The organism is Streptomyces rhizosphaerihabitans (assembly GCF_025399795.1).
GTDB classification, from domain to species: Bacteria; Actinomycetota; Actinomycetes; order Streptomycetales; family Streptomycetaceae; genus Streptomyces; species Streptomyces rhizosphaerihabitans.
In genome coordinates, this window is sequence record NZ_JAODTZ010000039.1 from 37,397 (window position 1) to 57,267 (window position 19,871).

19 protein-coding genes and 1 pseudogene are annotated in these 19,871 nt (G+C 71.9%); 7 read left to right on the forward strand and 13 right to left on the reverse strand.

Features of this window, described 5'->3' with window-relative positions:
- Positions 1-20: 20 nt before the first annotated feature.
- Complete coding sequence (locus tag N4G66_RS31090) at positions 21-512, forward strand: phosphatase domain-containing protein (RefSeq protein WP_261707588.1); 492 nt, start codon at positions 21-23, stop codon at positions 510-512.
- Between the two features lie 41 nt (positions 513-553).
- On the opposite strand, the gene N4G66_RS31095 is transcribed toward N4G66_RS31090, so the two are convergent.
- Entirely contained in the window at positions 554-769 is a 216-nt protein-coding gene (locus N4G66_RS31095; protein ID WP_261707589.1) for a dodecin, read from the reverse strand.
- A gap of 219 nt (positions 770-988) precedes the next feature.
- On the opposite strand from N4G66_RS31095, the gene N4G66_RS31100 reads away from it, so the two are divergent.
- A complete protein-coding gene (locus tag N4G66_RS31100; protein ID WP_261707590.1) occupies positions 989-2,251 on the forward strand; it encodes an extracellular solute-binding protein in 1,263 nt (420 codons plus the stop codon).
- A gap of 221 nt (positions 2,252-2,472) precedes the next feature.
- Here the strand turns inward: N4G66_RS31100 and egtD are convergent, their stop codons facing one another.
- From egtD to egtA, 4 genes are read right to left on the reverse strand one after another with little or no spacing between them, the layout of a single operon-like run.
- On the reverse strand, positions 2,473-3,435 hold the full coding sequence (gene egtD / locus N4G66_RS31105; protein ID WP_261707591.1) for an L-histidine N(alpha)-methyltransferase: 963 nt from the start codon (positions 3,433-3,435) through the stop codon (positions 2,473-2,475).
- The gene (gene egtC, locus N4G66_RS31110; RefSeq protein ID WP_261707592.1) at positions 3,432-4,223 is read right to left on the reverse strand and encodes an ergothioneine biosynthesis protein EgtC; all 792 of its coding nucleotides are present in this window, start codon (positions 4,221-4,223) and stop codon (positions 3,432-3,434) included. Before egtC ends, egtD begins: the two co-directional genes overlap by 4 nt.
- The gene (egtB, locus tag N4G66_RS31115) at positions 4,223-5,554 is read right to left on the reverse strand and encodes an ergothioneine biosynthesis protein EgtB (protein WP_261707593.1); all 1,332 of its coding nucleotides are present in this window, start codon (positions 5,552-5,554) and stop codon (positions 4,223-4,225) included. The genes egtC and egtB overlap by 1 nt, the downstream gene beginning before the upstream one ends.
- Complete coding sequence (gene egtA / locus N4G66_RS31120) at positions 5,551-6,888, reverse strand: ergothioneine biosynthesis glutamate--cysteine ligase EgtA (RefSeq protein WP_261707594.1); 1,338 nt, start codon at positions 6,886-6,888, stop codon at positions 5,551-5,553. The genes egtB and egtA overlap by 4 nt, the downstream gene beginning before the upstream one ends.
- Before the next feature lie 256 nt (positions 6,889-7,144).
- Here egtA and N4G66_RS31125 point away from each other — a divergent pair, with 256 nt between their 5' ends.
- Positions 7,145-7,978 carry a TIGR02452 family protein gene (locus N4G66_RS31125; protein ID WP_261707595.1) on the forward strand — a complete coding sequence of 278 codons (834 nt, stop codon included), beginning with the start codon at positions 7,145-7,147 and terminating at the stop codon, positions 7,976-7,978.
- 217 nt (positions 7,979-8,195) lie between these two features.
- On the opposite strand, the gene N4G66_RS31130 is transcribed toward N4G66_RS31125, so the two are convergent.
- The 6 genes from N4G66_RS31130 to N4G66_RS31155 form a co-directional block, all read right to left on the reverse strand.
- The gene (locus tag N4G66_RS31130) at positions 8,196-8,540 is read right to left on the reverse strand and encodes a type II toxin-antitoxin system PemK/MazF family toxin (protein WP_391858914.1); all 345 of its coding nucleotides are present in this window, start codon (positions 8,538-8,540) and stop codon (positions 8,196-8,198) included.
- 359 nt (positions 8,541-8,899) lie between these two features.
- Positions 8,900-9,373 (reverse strand): LppU/SCO3897 family protein, encoded by a 474-nt coding sequence (locus tag N4G66_RS31135; protein ID WP_261707596.1) that lies wholly within the window; start codon positions 9,371-9,373, stop codon positions 8,900-8,902.
- A gap of 358 nt (positions 9,374-9,731) precedes the next feature.
- A complete protein-coding gene (locus N4G66_RS31140) occupies positions 9,732-10,178 on the reverse strand; it encodes a type II toxin-antitoxin system PemK/MazF family toxin (RefSeq protein WP_261707597.1) in 447 nt (148 codons plus the stop codon).
- Positions 10,179-10,403: 225 nt separating this feature from the next.
- Positions 10,404-11,894 carry a flotillin family protein gene (locus N4G66_RS31145; RefSeq protein WP_261707598.1) on the reverse strand — a complete coding sequence of 497 codons (1,491 nt, stop codon included), beginning with the start codon at positions 11,892-11,894 and terminating at the stop codon, positions 10,404-10,406.
- A gap of 352 nt (positions 11,895-12,246) precedes the next feature.
- Positions 12,247-12,465: a hypothetical protein gene (locus N4G66_RS31150; protein WP_261707599.1), complete on the reverse strand. Its 219-nt coding sequence runs from the start codon at positions 12,463-12,465 to the stop codon at positions 12,247-12,249.
- 26 nt (positions 12,466-12,491) lie between these two features.
- The gene (locus tag N4G66_RS31155; RefSeq protein WP_261707636.1) at positions 12,492-13,736 is read right to left on the reverse strand and encodes an RNA-guided endonuclease InsQ/TnpB family protein; all 1,245 of its coding nucleotides are present in this window, start codon (positions 13,734-13,736) and stop codon (positions 12,492-12,494) included.
- Between the two features lie 17 nt (positions 13,737-13,753).
- On the opposite strand from N4G66_RS31155, the pseudogene N4G66_RS31160 reads away from it, so the two are divergent.
- Positions 13,754-13,957, forward strand: a pseudogene (locus N4G66_RS31160) (transposase); the annotation flags it as partial.
- Between the two features lie 44 nt (positions 13,958-14,001).
- Here the strand turns inward: N4G66_RS31160 and N4G66_RS31165 are convergent.
- Positions 14,002-15,426, reverse strand: a complete 1,425-nt coding sequence (locus N4G66_RS31165) for an amidase (RefSeq protein ID WP_261707600.1) — start codon at positions 15,424-15,426, stop codon at positions 14,002-14,004.
- Positions 15,427-15,595: 169 nt separating this feature from the next.
- Here N4G66_RS31165 and N4G66_RS31170 point away from each other — a divergent pair, with 169 nt between their 5' ends.
- From N4G66_RS31170 to N4G66_RS31180, 3 genes are all read left to right on the forward strand, one after another.
- On the forward strand, positions 15,596-16,630 hold the full coding sequence (locus tag N4G66_RS31170; RefSeq protein WP_261707601.1) for a LacI family DNA-binding transcriptional regulator: 1,035 nt from the start codon (positions 15,596-15,598) through the stop codon (positions 16,628-16,630).
- Positions 16,631-16,724: 94 nt separating this feature from the next.
- Entirely contained in the window at positions 16,725-17,939 is a 1,215-nt protein-coding gene (locus N4G66_RS31175; RefSeq protein ID WP_261707602.1) for a 4-hydroxybenzoate 3-monooxygenase, read from the forward strand.
- 17 nt (positions 17,940-17,956) lie between these two features.
- Positions 17,957-19,393, forward strand: a complete 1,437-nt coding sequence (locus N4G66_RS31180) for an aldehyde dehydrogenase family protein (RefSeq protein ID WP_261707603.1) — start codon at positions 17,957-17,959, stop codon at positions 19,391-19,393.
- A 54-nt stretch (positions 19,394-19,447) separates the two neighbouring features.
- Here N4G66_RS31180 and trxA read toward each other — a convergent pair whose 3' ends face one another.
- Complete coding sequence (gene trxA, locus N4G66_RS31185; protein ID WP_261707604.1) at positions 19,448-19,861, reverse strand: thioredoxin; 414 nt, start codon at positions 19,859-19,861, stop codon at positions 19,448-19,450.
- Positions 19,862-19,871 lie beyond the last annotated feature (10 nt).

The window sequence follows — 19,871 nt, forward strand, 5'->3', positions numbered from 1 at the left end:
CGCTCTCTAGGCTGGTCCGTGTGAAGGAGCAGAGCAGCAGGCCACTCGCCGTGTTCGACCTGGACGGCACCCTCGCGGACACCGCGCACCGGCAGCGGTTCCTGGAGCGCGCGCCCCGGGACTGGGACGGGTTCTTCGCGGCGGCGTCCGAGGACCCGCCGCTCGCGGAGGGCGTCGCGCTGGCGCTGAGCAGCGCGCGGGAGTGCGAGGTCGTCTATCTGACGGGCCGTCCCGAGCGGTGCCGGCGGGCGACCGTGGACTGGCTGGCCGCGCGGGGCCTGCCCGAGGGGCGCATCTGGATGCGGCGCAACGACGACCGCAGGCCCGCCCGCCGCACCAAGCTGGAGATCCTTCGCCGGCTCGCCCGCGACCGGGAGATCCGCGTCCTCGTCGATGACGACGCATTCGTCTGCGAGGAGGCGGAGCGGGCCGGCTTCACGGTCGTACGGGCACGGTGGGCGGCCGCGTCAGCGGCGCTGAAGGACGCGCAGGGGCGGGAGGGGCGGACCTGAGGGGTCCAGGCGGGTGACGGGATCCGTGGGTGCGGGTCGGGTCAGTCGGCGTCCTCCAGCCGGAAACCGAGCTTCAGGCCGACCTGGTAGTGCTCGATCCGCCCGTTCTCGATCTGGCCCCTGACCTGCGTGACCTCGAACCAGTCGAGGTTGCGCAGGGTCTGTGAGGCCCGGGTGATCCCATTGCGAATGGCCTGGTCGACGCCTTCGTGGGAGGTCCCGACGATCTCGGTGACCCGGTAGGTGTGGTCGGACATGCGGGTGCTCCTCTCCGCCGTGGCGCGAGTGCCAGGCGTCATTCCACGGTGCCCCAGGGTGTGGCGCTCCGCGAGACGGCGGGGTGACCGGGTGACGGTGGGCCCTTGACGGAGTTGATTGGTCCATACCAAACTCCAGACGCCCGTTCGAGCGACCGGCTCGTCCCCCACGTCGGGCCCTTGCCCCTGTCCGCAAGACAGAACAGGACCCTCGTGAACGTGAAACGCCGCTTTTTCGCCGTCGTCTGCGTCACCGCCTCCCTGCTCACCGCCTGCGGCACCCTCCCCGGCAGCGGCACGCACCGGCGGACCGTCACGGTGTGGCTGATGAAGGACAGCGCCTCCAAGGATTTCCTGAAGCGGTTCACCGAGGATTTCGAGCGCAGGCACGGTGACCTCCGGCTCGACATCCGCATCCAGGAGTGGACGGGGATCGGTGAGAAGGTGCAGGCGGCGCTGAAGCGGGACGACCGGGCGGCGCCCGATGTCATCGAGGTCGGCAATACCCAGGTCGCGCAGTACGTCGACCGGGGCGGCCTGAGCGACATGACCCTGGAGTCGATGCGCGACTTGGGTATGGACGACTGGCTGCCGGGCCTCGCCGTACCCGGCCGGTTCGGATCCAATCAGTACGGCATCCCCTGGTACGCCGCCAACCGCGTCGTCATCTACCGCAAGGACCTGTTCGCGGGGGCCGGCATCAAGCAGCCGCCGAAGACCCGCGAACAGTGGCTCACGGACACCGAGCGGCTCAACTCCGGTGGCAACCAGGGCATTTACCTGGCCGGACAGGACTGGTACACCCTCTCCGGGTTCATCTGGGACGAGGGCGGCGACCTCGCCGAGGAGTCGAGCCCCGGACACTGGGAGGGCACGCTCGACACACCGGCCGCCCTGCGCGGCATGGACTTCTACCGGCACCTTCAGCGACTTGGCGACGGACCGGCGGGCGCCGACGAGGAACACCCGCCACAGTCAGGGGTGTTCGCCAGGGGCCGGGTCGCCCAGATCGTGGCCGTGCCCGGACTCGTCCAGGCCATCGAGCAGGTCAACCCGGACCTCAAGGGCAAGCTGGGCTTCTTCCCGGTCCCCGGCAGGACGGCCGCGAAGCCCGGCGCGGTCTTCACCGGCGGCTCCGACCTCGTGGTGCCAGAGAACACCGACGACCGCCCCGGCGCCACCGCCGTCGTCGCCGCCCTCGCCGGCGCCAAATGGCAGACCGAGCTGGCCCGGACGATGAACTACGTGCCCAACAAGACGACGCTCGCCCACGCCGTGGCGAGCGAGGCGGGGGCCGCGGCCATGGCGGCGGGCGCCGCGCAGGGCCGGGCCACCCCGTCGTCACCCCAATGGGCCGCGGTCGAGGCGAACAACCCGATCAAGGACTGCATGACGAAGATCCTCGGCGGAGCCGATCCGGCGACGGAGGCCCGGCGCGCCTCCGACCGCATCACGACCATCCTGGCGCCCGACGGCGGGTGAAGGACGTTTTCTCCAGCACCCAGGACCTGTGCGGATGTTGCCCAGGATCTGCGCGGCTGTCGTCCGGACCCTGTGCGGCTGGTGCCCCGTACCTGCCCGGCCGTTGGCCGGAACCAGTCCGGTCGGCAGCGGACCGCAGGTCGCGTCGAAGCGGTCTCCGAGGGAAGTCGCTCCACCTCGGAGACCGCTTCGGCGACAGTCGGGCCGGGGACGGCCAGGTACTACGCCGCCTTGCTCAGCGACAGCGCGAAGCGGCCCTCCGTGTCCGTCCACCAGTGGGTCAGACCGAAGCCCGCCGCGGCCAGTTCGCCGCGGACGCCGTCCTCGCGGAACTTCGCCGAGATCTCGGTCCGCAGCTCCTCGCCCTGCGCGAAGTGGACGGCCAGGTCGAGGGCGGGGATCTTCACGGTCTGCTCGATCCGAGACCGCAGCCGCATCTCGATCCACTCGTGCTCGGCGTCCCAGAGCGCGACATGCTCGAACGCGGCGGGGTCGAAGTCGGCGCCGAGTTCGCGGTCGACGACGCTCAGCACGTTCTTGTTGAACTCGGCCGTCACACCGGCCGCGTCGTCGTAGGCCTTGACGAGGACCGACTCGTCCTTGACCAGGTCGGTACCGAGCAGCAGGGCGTCACCGGGCGACAGCAGAGCCCGTACGGACGCCAGGAACGTCGCGCGCTCGGCGGGCAGCAGATTGCCGATGGTGCCGCCGAGGAAGGCCACGAGCCGTGGCCCGGGGGTGCCCGGGAGCGTGAGACCGCCGGTGAAGTCGGCGATCAGCGCGTGCACGTTCAGGCCCGGCCGCTCGGCGATCAGCGCGTGCCCGGCCTGGGTGAGGGCGCTCTCGCTGACATCCACGGGCACGTAGGTGTGCAGGTCCGCCATCGCGTCCAGCAGATGGCGGGTCTTGTCCGACGAGCCGGAACCGAGTTCGACGAGGGTGCGCGCACCGCTCGCCGCGGCGATCTCCCCGGCCCGCGCGAGCAGGATCTCGCGTTCGGCGCGCGTCGGGTAGTACTCCGGGAGTTCGGTGATCTTCTCGAAGAGCTCGCTGCCGAGGGCGTCGTAGAACCACTTCGGCGGCAGCGTCTTGGGCAGGTGTCCGAGGCCGTGCAGGACGTCGGCGCGCAGGGCCGCGTCCGTGGCGTCCTCGGGAAGGGTGCGGGTCAGCAGGAACGGACTCACGTACGGGGCTCCTTGCGCTGTGCGGATGCCATGTCGTCGCTCATGTCCTTGAGCGGGGTGAGCAGGACCTCGGTGCGGTTCGCGGTGAGGAGGGTGCGGTCGGGGACCTCCCGCCAGCGCGGGTCGTCGTCGTGCGGCTCGGAGGCCACGAGGGTGCGACGGCCCGGTTCGAGGAGGTACCAGAGGGTGTCGCCCCAGGCGGTCGCGGTGATCGTCCCGCCGTTGGTGAGCAGCAGGTTGAGCCGGGACCCGGGGGCCGCCTCGGCGACCTCAAGGACCGTGTCGGCCAGCGCCTGGCCCTCCTCGTCACCGGCGCGCAGCCGACGCAGGACCAGCGCCCACACGAACGCCGAGTCGCACCGGGCCTCCAGCGACAGCAACTCGGCCGCGGGCAGGCCCGATACGAGGGGCGCGAGTGTGTCCGGCCACCCGGAGACCGCGCCGTTGTGGCTGAACAGCCAGGGGCCCGCGGCGAACGGCGCCGCCGCGGCCTCCCCGTCCGCGCCCGCCACGGTTGCGTCGCGCACCGCGGCGAGCAGCGCTCTCGTCCCGACCACCCGGGCCAGGTCCGCGAACGACTGGTCGCCCCAGATGGGCCCGGTGCGCCGGTAGCGGGCCGGAACGGGGTCGCCCTCGGCGTACCAACCCACCCCGAAACCATCGGCGTTGACCGTCCCGTGCCGCTGCCGCCGGGGTGCCCACGACTGCCGGAACAGGCTGTGCTCCGGCTCCACGAGGAGCGCGCCGAGCCTCTCCTCGTCTCCCAGGAAAGCCAGATGACGGCACATCAGGAATCCCCGTCGCGGGCCGTGCGGAACCCGGAGAAGATCTGCCGCCGGATCGGGTAGTCCCAGTTGCGGAACGTGCCCCGGCAGGCCACCTGGTCCACCGCGAACGAACCACCGCGCAGCACCTTGTACTCCGGGCCGAAGAACACCTCCGAGTACTCCCGGTAGGGGAAGGCGACGAATCCGGGGTAGGGCTCCAGATCGCTCGACGTCCACTCCCACACGTCGCCGATCAACTGCCGTACGCCGAGCGGCGACTCGCCCGCCGGATAGCTTCCCGCCGGGGCCGGGCGCAGATGGCGCTGGCCCAGGTTGGCGTGCGCCGGGGACGGGTCCTCGTCGCCCCACGGGTAGCGCGTGGAACGGCCGGACGCCGGGTCGTGGCGGGCCGCCTTCTCCCACTCGGCCTCGGTGGGCAGCCGCCGCCCCGCCCAGCGCGCGTACGCGTCGGCCTCGTACCAGCACACGTGCAGGACCGGCTCGTCCGGCGGCACGACCTCGGTGACGCCGAAGCGGCGCCGCAGCCACTGCCCGCCCTCGCGCCGCCAGAACAGCGGCGCCTCGATGCCGTGCTCGCGGATGTGGTCCCAGCCCTCGGGGGTCCACCAGCGCGGCTCGCCGTAGCCGCCGTCCTCGATGAAGGCCAGGTACGCGGCGTTCGTGACGGGAGTCGTGTCGACGAAGAACGACGGGACCGTACGCCGGTGCGCGGGACGCTCGTTGTCGAGCGCCCACGGCTCGGTGGACGTGCCCATCACGAACGGGCCCCCGGGCACCAGGACTTCGGCGGGACCGGTGAACGGCGGCACGGGCGCGGGGTCCGGCGCCGTGAGGGCGGCGGGTCCCCGGCGGAGCTGGTGGGTGATCAGCATGGTCTCGTCGTGCTGCTGTTCGTGCTGCGCGATCATGCCGAAGGCGAATCCCGACTCGGTCAGCCGGGTGCCCCGGAACGCGGCGCCCTCCAGGACGTCCAGCGCCCGGCCGCGTACCTCGGCCGCGTACGTACGGGCCTCGGCGGGCGGCAGCAGCGGCAGCGAGGGCCGTGCGGAGCGGGGGTGCTCGAACGCGTCGTAGAGTCCGTCGATCTCGGGCCGCATCGCCTCACGCCCCGCGACCTCCCGCAGCAGCCACAGCTCCTCCTGGTTGCCGATGTGCGCGAGGTCCCACACCAGCGGGGACATCAACGGCGAGTGCTGCGCGGTCAGATCGGGGTCCTCCACGCACGAGGTGAGCAGGGCGGTGCGGTCGCGGGCGGTGGTGAGCGCGTCCAGCGCGCGCTGCCTCAGCGACTCGGGATCCGTGAGCGGATCGGGGGTCGTCGTGCCGGTCATGTGCTGATGTCCTTCCCGTCGGACCGACCCTGCGGGCGGCCGTCGGAACGGCGCCCGGATCGACCGTCGTGCTGCGAACGAACCACGCCGACCAGGTCGTCGGCGGGGCAGCGGCCCCGTGCCACATAGCGCTCGGTGAACTCCGCCACCGCGTCGAGGACCTCGGTGGTGGCGCCGAGCCGGGGCAGCGCCTCGGACGCCGCCGCGAAGCAGACCGCCGCGGCCTCGCGCAGCTCCGGATCGGCGAGGCCGAACCGCGCGGCGTCCCGCCACAGCGGATTGCGGGGTGCCGGAGCGGGGCCCGCCCGCTCCGAGAGGGGCTTGACGGTCCTGTAGGCCACCTCGGCGGCCTCCGGGTCGTCGAAGAGCGCCGCCGTCACCGCGAGGGGCACGATCCAGCCGTTCTCGCCCGGCTGCGCGTCGATCATGCGGAGTTCCAGATGACCGCGCGGCCGCACCGGCGGGAACAGCGTCGTCAGGTGGTAGTCGAGGTCCGCCCGGTCCGGTGGCGCGCCGGACCGGGTCCAGTCCCGGAAACTCAGGTCCTCCGGGACGTCCCAGGGTGCCTCGGACGCCCGTACGCACATCACCGGCGCGTCCAGCACGTGCCGGGCCCAGGCGGCACGGGGATCGCCGCCCAGAGCCGGCGCGTCGGAGCGCCCGGGGTCCATCGACGCCCACAGCGACTGCCGCGTGGAACGCCAGCCGGTGTGCCGTCCCCGGGCCATCGGGGAGTGCGCGAACGCAGCCACCAGGACCGCGCCGAGCTGGTGGGCCAGCCACCAGCGGCGCCCGTGCCCGAGCGGGCCCGGTTCCTCGTACCCGGCGTCCAGGCACACCTGGACCGAGGCCGACGTGCACATCATGGCGCGGCCCTCGGGTCCCGCGCGGTCGAGGTAACGCTCCATGGCGTCGTACCGGGGCTCACGGAGATAGCGGCTCGGGGGGTTCCAGGGGTCCTGGCCGTAACCACTGAGGCCGAGACCCGCCTCGCGCAAGGTGGCGCGTACGGCGTCGAGGTCGGCCGAGACGGACCCCACGCACTCCATCAGGGAGGTGGCGGGAACGGAGCTGAGCTCCAGCTGTCCACCGGGTTCGACGGTGAGCGCCGAACGCAGGGGGAGGGTCCGCAGTGCGGCATATGCCGCTTCCAGTCGTTCAGGTGGTACGGGGAGCCGCGGCCTGCGCAGCTCATGGACGAGCCATTCAACTTCGACACCGAGGAGGCGGGGCGGACCGGTCTTGAAGCAGATGCCGCGGACCAGTGCCTCCACCTCGGCCTCGGTGACGGCGGAGCGTCGGCGCTCCGTACAGTCACTCACCGAATCGGACATGTCGGGATCCTCCTGAGATTCCACCATGCCGCCGGCCCGGGGTCTGGTGGGTCGGGCCGACAATCACCTGTCCACCCAAGACCCTCTCGGCGGTTCGCACAAGGGTGCAAATGCTCGCTTTCGGGACCGGGAGCCACTGTTTGCGGGGCCGCGAAACTCTGTTGCGCCGCAGGACCAGCATCGCTCACGATGCGTTCATGGGCACGACGGGGGAGCGCACGCAGGCCGTGACCGTGGCGCGTACGGGGGTCGCGCCATGAGCGCGCGCCTGCGTGCGATCGCCCGGGAGACCGAGGAGATCGTGGCGGCGGGGGACTATCGCGGCCCCTCGGGAGGCACGGTGTCCATCGCCGCGGCGGTCGGGACCGCGCGGGCCGGGACGCGCCTGCACGGCCCGGAACCCGTGGAGACACCGTCGGTGACCTCCGTCCGCACATCGTTCGAGGTCACGGGCGAGAGCAGCCTGGAGGCGGCCCACCGGCTGACCACCCTGGGCGGGGACCCGGTCGCCGTGCTGAACTTCTCCTCGGCGCGCAATCCCGGCGGCGGCTATCTGAACGGCGCCCAGGCCCAGGAGGAGGCCCTGTGCCGGGCCTCCGCGCTGTACACCTGCCTGCTGCGGGCCCGGGATTTCTACGACCATCACCGCGCCCACCGCGACGCGTTCTACACGGACCGTGTCATTCACTCACCCGGCGTGCCCGTCTTCCGGGACGACCGCGGACGGCTCCTCGACGAGCCGTTCCCGGCCGGATTCCTGACCTCGGCGGCCCCCAACGCGGGCGTCGTCCTGCGCACCACCCCGCAGCGGGCGGCCGACCTGCCGGGCGCGCTCGCGATCCGCGCCGAACGCGTCCTGGAGACGGCCGCCGCCCACGGCTACCGACGGCTGGTCCTCGGCGCCTGGGGCTGCGGGGTGTTCCGGAACGACCCGGCGCAGGTGGCAGCGGCCTTCCGCGGGCTGCTGGTCGAGGGCCGCTTCGAGGGGTACTTCGATCACGTGGTGTTCGGGATCCTGGACCGCACTCCGGGCCGGACCACATACCTCGCATTCGAGCAGGCGTTCGCATTCGGGCCCCGGGAAGCGTGACGCGCCCTCGTCGGGGCGCCTCACCCGTCGACTTCCACCCACCGGCCCGCGACGCCCGTCGCCGGGCGGCCGGTCCCCCGTCGGCTCTGGCCCGGCAACCTCTACGCGGCAGCCCTCGCCCGGCAGCCCGCGCCCTCGGGCTTCACCCTGCGGCCATCACTCCGGCACCCGCGCCTCGCGGTCCTCGCCGCACGGCGCGGCCGTCACCGCGTGGCGCTCAGCGCCACCCGTACCGCTCCCGCAGTCGGTGCACCACCCAGGAGTCCCGCCCGGTCCGGTCCCACGGCCCGCCGCCGATGGCCACCCGCTCGCGGTCGCCGTCGTGCCGCTTGCCGGAGAGCTGAACGGGGAGCAGCGTGCCCGCGGTCTCCCGGGCGACGACCGGCACCGGGCGGTCCTTGCCCCGGCCGTCGTTCTCCTCGAACGGCACCCAGGTCCAGACGATTTCGCCCGGGTCGGGGTCGCCGTCGTGGGCGGGGGCGTACTCGGTGCGGACGGGGCCGATGTCGTACAGGTCCGCCTCGGTGGTGGCGGAGGGTCCGCTGCGGCCGGGCCAGGGCATCCCCTGGCGGCGATCGCCACCGGCGCCACCTCCGCCCACACGGGCTCCGGCTTCTACCCCAAAGTCGATTCGCACAAGGGCGGGCGCACGGGCCCGACTTCGACCGTGTCGACCAGGCGGTGTTCGCCCCGTTCCCGCCCTTCATCAGCGTCGGCGGGCATGTACGGCACGACTTCGACGACGACGTCCTCCGTGGCGGCGACGGGCGTGCGCGGTACTTCCTCAACGGCGACGAGGACTACTCGAATGCACCCCGGGAGGCACGGAGCAAAGTTCCGCGACCGAACGTCCCGCAGACCGGAAGCCGGGCCCCCCGCACAGGGGACCCGGCTTCCGGTTCGAACAGCAGCGGCGTCAGCTCACTCTGCCCGGTTCGACCCAAGGCACAGGGTGTACTTCGTGGAGTCGTACTCCTCGGTGTACGCGGCTTCGAAGCCCGGGTACCGCTCGCACTTCTTGTAGGCGGTGCTGCCGGTGAGCCTGCCTATGATCTTGTAGTCGGCGTCGGCGTCACCACACCCGACGACGGAGACATCCGGGTTGCTGTCGCTGCCGCTGACGTGCACGCACTCGCCGATGTCCGCGAACTCCGGGTCGCTCTCCCCACTGACGACCAGCAGCCCGAGGCCGAGAACGGGCAGCAGCAGCCCGAGGATGGCCGGGCGCAGGAAGACCGGCCTGCCCGGGTCCATCGGCTGGCCCGGGGCCCCCGGGATCGGCTCGGCCAGGCGGTTGATCTTCATCCGCTGCGGGATGTTGATCAGCATGGTGATCGGGTTGATGATCGCTGAGGCAATGCCCCACCAGCCCTGCCAGAGGCTCTTGGCCGTCATCTCTCGATGTGCGGCAATACCGCAGCGGCGGCAGAACGGCCCGTGGAGCTTGAGGAACCGCATGATCACCAGAAAGCCCTGGTGACCGCGGACAGTGGCCTCCGCAGCCGGAACGGAACCACAGAAACGGCAGGCCGGACCGTACCCGTACGGCGGGAGCTGGCCGAGCATGGGACCGAACTGCGCCGCTGCCGGCGGCGGCGCAGTGGGAGAGCCAAAGGGGGATGGCGGTGTGCTCAAAAGGTTTCCCCAGATCGACGTGAACAAGAGCACTGCAGGGTAGCGAGGCCGACTGACATCACATGATCGTGCGACCGCCTGCTGCGGGAAACCGTCACCAGATCGTGCCCTGACCGGGCTACCTCCAGCGGTAGAGCTCCTTGAGCCGGTTGACGACGAGGTTGAAGCGTCCCCGGTCCAGGGCGCAGGCCTCGCGGCGCATGCCCTGGTCGTGGACGCGGAGCACCCGGTCGACGTTCACCCAGGAGGCGCGGCCGGACTTGTCCCAGGGGCCGGAACCTATCGCCACCCACTCGCGGTCGTCGTTGTGTTCCTTGCTGGACAGTTGCACCGCCAGCAGCGTCCCCGCGGCCTCCCGGGCCACGACCAGCACCGGGCGGTCCTTGCCCCGGCCGTCGTTCTCCTCGAAGGGCACCCACGTCCAGACGATCTCGCCGGGATCGGGGTCGCCGTCGTGCGCGGGGGAGTACTCGGTCTTCACGGCGCCGACCTCGCGGGGCTCGGCCTCGGAGGTCGCGGAGGGGCCGTAGCGGCCGGGAACGTCGTCTTCGGTAAAGGCAGTCACGCGGGCCACGGTAGAGCCTGCGCCGCGCGCCGCGGCGGGCGGGTCCGCGGCCGTACGGGATCGGGCGTGCCGGGGTGTTGGTCCAACTCCCGCGCAGTGCCCGACGCACGGCGTCGGGCGTACCGGAGCTGTGGCTCAACTCCCGTACACCCGAGCCTCATCACTCAGAACCACTGGTGCCTGTGCGCCTCACCACTGGTGCCTGTGCGCCTCAGCACGCCGACCTCACCCCTTGTCCTTGTCCACGGGCACTCTCCCGCCGGCCGGCGGGACGACCCCGTTGAGCTCCGCCGCCGGGTTCTTGGCCGTGCTCCCCTCCGGGTTCATCGTCGAGAGCAACTGGCGTGCCAGGCCGAGGCCGGTGCCGCCCATGGTGAGCGCCTTGGCGAACATCTCCGACATGCCGTCGGCCCCGTTGAGCAGCACCATGTGATCCACGTTGCCGAACGCGCTCGCGCCCGCCTGGACGATCTCCGGCCAGTTCTCGGCGAGTTGCTGGGCGACCACCGCTTCCTGGTTCTCGGCGAGCGCGGCGGCCCGCGCCTTGATGGTCTCCGCCTCCGCGAGGCCCTGTGCGCGGGTCGCCTCGGCGGCGGCGAGCCCCTTGGCCTGGGCCGCTGCCGCCTCGGCCTCACCGGTGGCCCTGGTGGCCAGCGCGGCGGCCGCACCCCGGGCCTTGGTCGCCTCGGCCTCGGCGTTGGCGGCCGTCTTGACCCGGTTCGCCTCGGCCGTGGCCGCGAGCTCGGTCTCCTTGGCCTTGGCCTGTGCCGCCGAGATCCGCGCGTCACGTTCGGCCTCGGCACGGGCCCGAGTCTCGTAGGCCTGGGCGTCCGCCGGCTTGCGGACGTCCGCCTGGAGCTGCTGCTCGCGACGGAGGGCGTCGAGCTCGGCGATCCGGGTCTCCTGCACGACGACGTCCTGCCGGGCGGCGGCGTCCGCGAGCGGTCCGGCCTGCCGGGCCTTCGCCGCCGCCTTGTCGCGCTCGGCCTGGTAGCCGGCCTGGAGGATCTCGCTGTCCCGGGTCGCCTCCGACATCCTTGCCGCGGCCTTCTGTTCGGCCTCGGTGGCCAGACGGTTCGCCTCCGCCTGCGCGATGCGCGCGTCCCGCTGTACGGCGGCGGCGTGCGGCATCGCGAGGTTCTTGATGTACCCGGTCGGGTCCTCGATCTCGTGGATCTGCAGCGAGTCGACGATCAGACCGAGCTTCTCCATCTCCGTACCGCACGCGGCCCGGGTCTGGCCGGTCAGCTTCTCCCGGTCGCGGATCATGTCCTCGACGGTCAACCCGCCGACGATGGACCGCAGATGACCGGCGAACACGTTGTGCACCCGCTCGGCCATCATCTTCTGCTGGTCGAGGAATCGGCGGCCCGCGTTGGCGATCGACACGAAGTCGTCGCCCACCTTGAAGATGACCACACCCCGCACCTTCAGCGGAATGCCCTGGGTGGTCACGCAGTCCACGTGCAGCTCGGTCTCGTTGAGGTCGAGCGAGATCTTCCGCACCGCCTGCACACCCGGCAGCACCAGCGTGCCGCGCCCCGTCACGATGCGGAAACCCATGCCCTCTTCAAGGCCCTCGGTCCGATGCTTCGAACCGGAGATGATCAGTGCTTCGTTGGGCTCCGCGACACGCCACATGAGCTTGAAGACCACAACGATGAAGATCAGTGCGAGGACAACCGCCCCCGCCACGACGCCGACAACCATCGGCATACGCCCCCTTTTGATGGTGCCCTATCGGCACCGAACGAAGGGAGTGTGCTCCTCGCCGACACCTGGGTACAGAGGTGAGCGAATCCTTGTTGCGTTCTTGACGCATACGGCTCTCACCTGGGACGAGGGCAGCTCAACTGTCGTATGGGCGGCGTGAGTCGGCCGTTGTCGCGAAGTTCCGTCGGCCGCCGTCCCGTAGCTCCGCCGGGCGCGTTCCGCGGAGCCGTCGGGGGCCGTTCGGGAGCCGTCGCGCGCGCCGGATCCGGGCCGGATCGCGGCGTACGCGGGCGAGGGCAGTGAGCGCCCACGACCGTCCGACGGTGGGGAGCGCGCGTCGTCCGGGGCGCGCCCGTCAGCTGTCGTAGGCGGCCGAGACGTACACCGTGCGCGGCGGCAGGTACTCCACCACCATCACCACGGTGCCCCGCTCGATGCGGTCCTGTGCGGCGGCCGCGTACGCGAGGAAGTGTTCGGCGCCGCCGCGCACCCGGACGATCACCTCGCCGACGAGCCCGGGTCCGACCGTGCCGGTGACCCGTCCCATCAAACCGACCATCGACGCATCGTCCATGGTCACAGGTTGACGTGCTCCCTGGCCTAAAGTCCAGGGATTCCGGCCTGGGTCGTCTGACCCGTCCGGGGGCTTCCTGCTTCAACGCGCTGTGCGGGCACGTGTGCCCGTCTTACCGGCACTCCACAGGCGTTTAGCGTCTCCACCCGTCCGGCGGCGACGATTCGGCGTCCTTCGAACAGGACGTTGCGTGCTGCGTTGTGGTCGCGGTCGTGGACGGCGTGGCACTCGCCACACGTCCACTCCCGCACGTGCAGGGGCTTGCGGCCGTCCCGGAATCCGCAGGCCGAGCAGACCTGGGAGGACGGGAAGGCCCGGTCCACCTTGGCGAAGGTGCGGCCGTGCTTGACCGCCTTGTACTCCAGCATGCCGACGAACGCGGACCATCCCGCGTCGTGCACGGACTTGGCGAGCCGGGTGCGTCCCAGGCCGGACACCGCGAGGTCTTCCACGTACACCGCTTGGTTGTCGCGAATGATCTGTGTGGATGCCTTGTGGTGCCAGTCCCGGCGCCGGTCCGCCACCTTGGCGTGCTGGCGTGCGACCTTGATGCGGGCCCTGGCCCGGTTCTTCGATCCCCTGGTCTTGCGGGACAGCTCCCGCTGAAGGCGCTTGAGCTTCTTCTCGGCCCGGCGCAGGAAGCGGGGACTGTCGATCCTGCTGCCGTCGGACAGGACGGCGAAGGCGGACAGGCCGAGGTCGAGACCGGTGTCGGCCTCCAGCGAAGGGAGGATGTCCGGCTCGGTGTCCACGACGAAGCTGAGGAAGTACCGGCCGCAGCTGTCTTTGGTGACGGTCAGGGACGTGGGTGCGGCCGGAAGCCGACGGGACCACGTGACCTTGAGGCTGCCGACCTTGGCAACGTACACCGTGCCGTCGCCCTGGAGGCGGAAGGCGTTGGCGTTGAGGCGGATCGACTGCCGGGTGTCTTTCTTCGATTTGTAGCGGGGAGGGCCGGCCTTGCGGCCCTGCCGCCTGCCCTTGACCGAGTCGAAGAAGTTCTTGTAGGCGGTGTCCAGGTCCCGCAGGGACTGCTGCAGGACGACCGCGGACACCTCGGCGAGCCAGGCGCGTTCCTCGGTGCGCTTGGCCAAGGTGATGCGAAGGCGGGACAGCTCGGCCGACTTCACATACGGCAGTCCTGCCGCGTGCGCTTCCTTCCGGTCGTGCAGGCAGTCGTTCCACACCACGCGGGCGCACCCGAACGCACTCGCCAGCGCGCGGCGCTGGGAGGCCTCCGGGTAGGCCCGGTAGTTGTAGCGAAGCTGCACACCCACGATCCTAGAGCGTCTCCGCTCGCCGGATACGGCAGGAGTTCACCGGCCGGATCAACCGCGCCATCATGCACGGGCACCTGCGGTCGCCCTCCTATTTCTCCGCATCGTGCGGCGAAACACCTTCGGCGAGCGTTCGCCAGTACATCGAGCAGCAAAAACACCCGCTCCAAAGCGCATGCCAAAGCAGCCTTGAGATGCATTCATCCCCGGCGTGAACGCCGGGGCTTTCTGTAAGAGCCCCGGTAAGGCCGGAACTCCCCTACACAGCCGGGGAGTCGGCGGCGGCTTCGTATGACGGCCACTGTTCGTGCCAGCGCCGGTCCGCCTCCAACTGCGAGGCCAGCGACACCAGCAACGGCTCGCTGTCCGCCGGGCCGAGCAACTGCGCGCCGACCGGGAGCCCTTCGCCGACGAAGCCCGCGGGCACGTTCACGCCCGGCCAGCCGAGGATGTTCCACGGCCAGGCGTACGGGCAGGCGGCGATCATGGCCCGGTCGGTGCCGAAGCCGCTCAGGCCGAGCATCGCGCCGATCCGCGGCGGGGGAGCGGCGGTGGTCGGCGCGAGCAGTACGTCGTAGGTGTCGAAGAGCGCGCCGACACGCTGTTGCAGCGCGGCCTCGGCACGGCGGGCCGCCCGCAGCGGCGCCCCGCCGAGCAGCCGGCCAAGGCGCGCGGCGTCGTGGGTGCGCCGGTCGAGGAGCTCGGGGAACGGCGCGTCGCGCACGCGTTCCGCGATGCCGGCCGTGGCGCGCGGGACGAACGTGAGCCCGATCCGCCCGTAGCGCGGTTCGGCCTCCTCCACCGTGTGACCGAGCCCGGCGAGCCGCTCCGCGAGCGCGAGGACCTTCGCGCGTACGGCGGGGTCGAGCCGTGCGGGCACCGCGGTGAAGGGCGGCTTCAGCGACAGCGCGATGCGCAGCCGGCCCGGATTGCGGCCCACGGCGTCGCTGACGCGCAGCGTGGCGGGCCGATGCAGGTCGCCGGCGTGACTGCCGCTCGCCGCGTCCAGCAGCAGGGCCGCGTCCGCGACCGTGCGGGCGAGCGTGCCGTTGACCGTGATGCCGTGGAAGGACTCCGGGCGCGGCCAGGTCGAGATCCGGCCGCGCTGCGGCTTGATGCCGACCAGATGGGTCCAGGCGGCCGGGATGCGCACGGAGCCCGCGCCGTCCGAGCCCAGCGCGGCGGGCACCAGACCGGCGGCCACGGCCGCCGCGGAGCCCCCCGAGGAGCCGCCCGGAGTGTGCCCGTGGTGCCAGGGATTGCGGGTCGCGCCGAAGGCGGGGCCCTCGGTGAAGGGCCACTGGCCCAGCTCGCAGGTGTTGGTCTTGCCGATCACGACCGCGCCGGCCGCGCGCAGCCGGCGTACCGCCTCGCCGTCCTTCGCCACCGGCGGGAAGTCGCCCGGGCAGCCGAACGCGGTCGGCTCGCCCGCCACGTCCATGTCGTCCTTGACCGCCAGCGGCACCCCCAGCAGCGGCAGCCGCCGGCCCGCCGCCAGCTCCCTGTCCGCCGCGTCGGCCTCCGCGAGGGCGGCCTCGGCGCGCACCAGCCGGAAGGCGTTCACCGTGGGCCGGGCCGCCTCGATCCGGGCGAGCGTCCGCTCGACCAGCTCGCGCGAACTCACCTCACCGGCGGCCAGCGCACGCGCGCTCTCCGTCAGTCCTGGGGCACGGTCGGGAGCCATCCGGGTCACCTCCGAAGACGTTGTCTACCGAACGGTAACCTCTGGGCAGGTTCACCGGTACGGGACACGCAACCTCCTTTGCGGAAGCGGTAGTTCCGTGATCCGGGGAGCTGCCCGGACGGCCCCGGCACACAGCGGCGTTCGGGCCCCTGGAAGGATGCGGTACGTCATGGTGCAGATACCGAAGCAGTCCGCCCAGCCGGCGCCCGCACAGCGACCCGTGCCGACCAGTGCCGATGTGGCACGCCTCGCGGGTGTCTCGCGCGCGACCGTCTCGTACGTCCTGAACAACACCAGCGCCGTCCGGATCAGTGAACCCACCCGGCTCCGGGTCCGCGAGGCCGCCGAGGAACTCGGATATGTCCCGCACGCGGCCGCCCGCAGCCTGCGCGCCGGACACAGCCGCATGGTCCTGATGCCCGCCCCGACCGTGCCCGTGGGCCCGCTCTACCACCAGTTCTTCACCGAACTCCAGTCGGCGCTCGGCCGGCTCGACTACACCGTCGTGCAGTACGGCAGCGTCGGTCTGCGCGGCGACGAGGCCGCCCGCGCCTGGGCCGAGCTGCGGCCGGTCGCCGTCCTGGTGCCCGGCAGCGGGCTCGGCCCGCAGGGTGTGGCGGTCCTCAAGCGGGCCGGCGCCCGCGCCGTGGTCACGCTGGGCCCCGAACGGGTGGAGGGTGCCCACGCGCTGCTCATGGACCACGGCCGGGTCGGCCACTGCGCGGGCGTCCATCTGCTGTCCGGGGGCCGCCGCCGCATCGGCGTGGTGATGCCCGAGGAGAGCGGCCTGGAGATCTTCGCCCGGCCCCGCCTCGACGGCGTACGGCGGGCCCTGCGCGGCACGGACGCGACGGTGGCCGAACTGCCCCTGGCGTACGAGGAGGAGGACGCCGCCCGGCTCGCGGCGCGCTGGCGTGAGCTGGGCCTCGACGCCGTCTTCGCGTACAACGACGAGTACGCGATGCTCCTCATGCGCGCCCTTCAGGACGAAGGGGTCGCCGTACCGGACGAGACCGCCGTCGTCGGCGCCGACGACCTCATGCTCGGCCGGCTGCTCCGGCCCCGGCTGAGCACCGTCCACATCGAGCTGCCCTCCGGCCGCGACCTCGCCGAACTGGTCGACCGCGCGGTCCGCGAACCGGGCCGCGAGCCCGAGACGCACGAGGTGCTGGGAGCGCGGATCGTGCACCGCGCGTCGAGCTGAGAGAGGCTGGGCCTGTTCGCCCGGCCCGTGCGCGGTCGGGCCGGTCCCCGTGCCGGAGCTTCGCCCCGGCGGCATCGGACACCGGAGGTGCGTCATGCGGACCACGGTCGGCATCATCGGCGGCGGCCCGGCAGGGCTTCTGCTGGCCCGGCTGCTGCACCGGACGGGGATCGACTGTGTCGTGCTGGAGAGCAGGACGCGCGCGTACGTGGAACGGCGCCAGCGGGCCGGGATGCTGGAGCAGGGCACGGTCGACGCGCTGCGCGCCTGCGGGGCGGGGGAGCGGCTGGACGCCGAGGGCCTGGTCCATCACGGGATCGAGCTGCGCTTCGAGGGCGAGCGCCACCACATCGACTTCCCCGGGCTCACCGGCGGCCGCACGGTCACGATCTACGCCCAGACGGAGATCGTGAAGGACCTCGTCGCCCTCCAACTCGATGGTGGACCACCCCTGTTGTTCGAGGCCGAGGCGCTCGCCGTGGAGAAGCCGGAGAGCGGCTCGCCCGTCGTGCGGTTCGTGCACGAGGGACGGGAGCGGACGCTCGGCTGTGACTGGGTGGTGGGCTGCGACGGCTCCCACGGCGTCGCGCGCGCCGCGTTCCCGGCCGGCACGAGCCGCTCGTACGCGCACGACTACCCGTACTCCTGGCTCGGGATCCTCGCCGATGTGCCGCCCTCCTGCGAGGAGTTGGTCTATGCCCGGGGTGCCACCGGCTTCGCCCTGCACAGCATGCGCTCCCCGTCGGTGTCCCGGCTCTACCTCCAGGTCCCGAACGGCACCGACACCGCCGACTGGCCCGACGACCGCATCTGGGGCGAACTGGCCGCGCGCTTCGCGGTCGACGGGGACTGGCGGCTGGAACGCGGCCCCGTCACCGCCAAGTCGGTCACGCCGATGCGCAGTTGGGTCCATGAGCCGATGCGCCACGGGCGGCTGTTCCTCGCCGGGGACGCCGCCCACATCGTGCCGCCGACCGGCGCCAAGGGACTCAACCTCGCCGTGTCCGACGTACGGCTCCTGGCGCGCGGCTTCGCCGAGCTGCACCGCACCGGATCGGTCGAACTCCTGGATATCTACTCGGAGTTGGCCCTTGAACGGGTGTGGCAGGCCACGCGCTTCTCGTACGACATGACTAGGATGTTGCACGCTCAACCAGATGGGGATGCCTTCGAACACCGGATGCAGCTCGCGCGGCTGCGCCGGATCACGGCATCCCGTCCCGCCGCCGCCGAACTGGCCGCGAACTACACGGGACTTCCGCTCGCCCAGAGCCGCAGGGGCCTGCTGAGTCCCGCTGGTGATCAGTGAACGATCGGAGAGCCGACATGCCGTTGCTCGACCCCACGACCTGGCAGTCCCGCCCGCTCTCGGGCGATGAGCACACCGTCACCGAGCCCGCCACCGGCGAGAGCCTCGGCACCGTCACGCTCGCCGCCGCCGAGGACATCGCGACGGCCGCGCGGACCGCCCGCGCCGCGCAGAGCGAGTGGGCCAAGGCCCCGCACTTCGCGCGAGCCGCTGTACTGCGCCGGGCCGGGGACCTCTTCGCCGCGCACGCCGACGAGCTGCGCGACTGGATCGTGCGGGAGTCCGGTTCCATCCCGGGCAAGGCGGACTTCGAGCTGCACGTCGCCGCCCAGGAGTGCTACGAGGCGGCCGCCCTCGCCTCGCGCCCGACGGGCCAGGTCCTGCCCTCGGAGGCGCCGCGCCTGTCGTACACGCGCCGTGTACCGGTCGGTGTCGTGGGCGTGATCGCGCCCTTCAACGCGCCGCTGATCCTCTCGATCCGCTCGGTCGCCCCGGCGCTCGCGCTCGGCAACGGGGTCGTTCTGAAGCCGGATCCGCGCACGGCCGTGTGCGGCGGCCTCGCGCTCGCCGCCGTCTTCGCCGAGGCGGGGCTTCCCGACGGGCTGCTGCAGGTGCTGCCCGGCGGCCCCGAGGCCGGCCGGGCCCTGGTCGCCGACCCGCTGGTCCCGGTCATCTCCTTCACCGGCTCGACCGCCGCCGGACGCGCGGTCGGTGAGGCGGCAGGCCGCCATCTCAAGCGCGCACACCTGGAGTTGGGCGGAAACTCAGCCCTGGTCGTCCTGGAGGACGCCGATCTCGACGCGGTCATCTCCACGGCGGCCTGGGGGTCGTTCTTCCACCAGGGCCAGATCTGCATGACGACCGGCCGCCATCTGGTCCACGCCTCGCTGTACGAGGAGTACGTCGAACGGCTCGCCGCCAAGGCCGACTCGCTGGCCGTCGGCGACCCGCACCGCGAACAGGTGCACCTCGGCCCCATCATCGACGAGGCCCAACTCGCCAAGATTCGGGGGCTGGTCGAGTCCAGCACGGCCGGTGGCGCGAAGCTGGCGGCGGGCGGCACGCACGACCGGCTCTTCTACCGGCCGACGGTGCTCGCCGGAGTCGACGACGCGACCCCGGCGTACGCGGAGGAGGTTTTCGGCCCGGTCGCGCCGGTGCGTTCCTTCAACACCCTCAACGAGGCGGCAGCCCTGGCCTCCGCTGGACCGTACGGCCTCTCCCTGGGCATCGTCACCCGGGACACCGCACGCGGCCTGGACCTCGCCGAGCGCATCCCGACCGGTATCGCCCACATCAACGACCAGACCGTCAACGACGAGGCCGTCGCGCCCTTCGGCGGTACCGCCGCCTCCGGCACCGGCGCCCGCTTCGGCGGCGAGGCCAATCTGGAGGCCTTCACCGACATACGGTGGACGACGGTGCGCGGGGACGTGGCCGCGTACCCGTTCTAGACCCCGGGGCTCGGGCGCACCCGGCCCCGGGCTCGCGCGTACGTGGTTCGGGGCCTACTCGGCGCCGTCGACCCGCTCGGTTCCCTGGGCCTGTTCGGTGCCCTTGGCCTGCTGGGCCGCGACCGACCTGCGGACCTCGTCCATGTCCAGCTTCCGGGCCTGTCCGATGACGTCGTCCAGGGCGGCGGCGGGCAGTGCCCCGGGCTGGGCGAAGATCGCGACCTGGTCACGGACGATCATCAGGGTCGGAATCGACTGGATGTCGAAGGCGGCCGCCAGCTCCGGCTGCGCCTCCGTGTCGACCTTGGCGAAGACCAGGTCCGGGTTGGCCTCGGCGGCCTTCTCGTAGACCGGGGCGAACTGACGGCACGGCCCGCACCAGGACGCCCAGAAGTCGATCAGGACGAACCCGTTGTCCGTGACCGTCTGGTCGAAGTTCTCCTTGGTGAGCTCAACGGTGCTGCTCATTCCTTTTCCC

Bases quoted from the DNA above. Each gene is read 5' to 3' on its own strand.
- N4G66_RS31130 (WP_391858914.1), bottom strand. From the start codon at position 8,540: ATGCCCTGGCCCGGCCGCAGCGGACCCTCCGCCACCACCGAGGCGGAC.
- N4G66_RS31135 (WP_261707596.1), bottom strand. From the start codon at position 9,373: ATGACGGCCAAGAGCCTCTGGCAGGGCTGGTGGGGCATTGCCTCAGCG.
- trxA (WP_261707604.1), bottom strand. From the start codon at position 19,861: ATGAGCAGCACCGTTGAGCTCACCAAGGAGAACTTCGACCAGACGGTC.
- egtB (WP_261707593.1), bottom strand. From the start codon at position 5,554: ATGACCGGCACGACGACCCCCGATCCGCTCACGGATCCCGAGTCGCTG.
- N4G66_RS31170 (WP_261707601.1), top strand. From the start codon at position 15,596: ATGGTGCAGATACCGAAGCAGTCCGCCCAGCCGGCGCCCGCACAGCGA.
- N4G66_RS31125 (WP_261707595.1), top strand. From the start codon at position 7,145: ATGAGCGCGCGCCTGCGTGCGATCGCCCGGGAGACCGAGGAGATCGTG.
- N4G66_RS31165 (WP_261707600.1), bottom strand. From the start codon at position 15,426: ATGGCTCCCGACCGTGCCCCAGGACTGACGGAGAGCGCGCGTGCGCTG.
- N4G66_RS31150 (WP_261707599.1), bottom strand. From the start codon at position 12,465: ATGGACGATGCGTCGATGGTCGGTTTGATGGGACGGGTCACCGGCACG.
- egtC (WP_261707592.1), bottom strand. From the start codon at position 4,223: ATGTGCCGTCATCTGGCTTTCCTGGGAGACGAGGAGAGGCTCGGCGCG.
- egtA (WP_261707594.1), bottom strand. From the start codon at position 6,888: ATGTCCGATTCGGTGAGTGACTGTACGGAGCGCCGACGCTCCGCCGTC.
- N4G66_RS31145 (WP_261707598.1), bottom strand. From the start codon at position 11,894: ATGCCGATGGTTGTCGGCGTCGTGGCGGGGGCGGTTGTCCTCGCACTG.
- N4G66_RS31180 (WP_261707603.1), top strand. From the start codon at position 17,957: ATGCCGTTGCTCGACCCCACGACCTGGCAGTCCCGCCCGCTCTCGGGC.
- N4G66_RS31175 (WP_261707602.1), top strand. From the start codon at position 16,725: ATGCGGACCACGGTCGGCATCATCGGCGGCGGCCCGGCAGGGCTTCTG.
- N4G66_RS31095 (WP_261707589.1), bottom strand. From the start codon at position 769: ATGTCCGACCACACCTACCGGGTCACCGAGATCGTCGGGACCTCCCAC.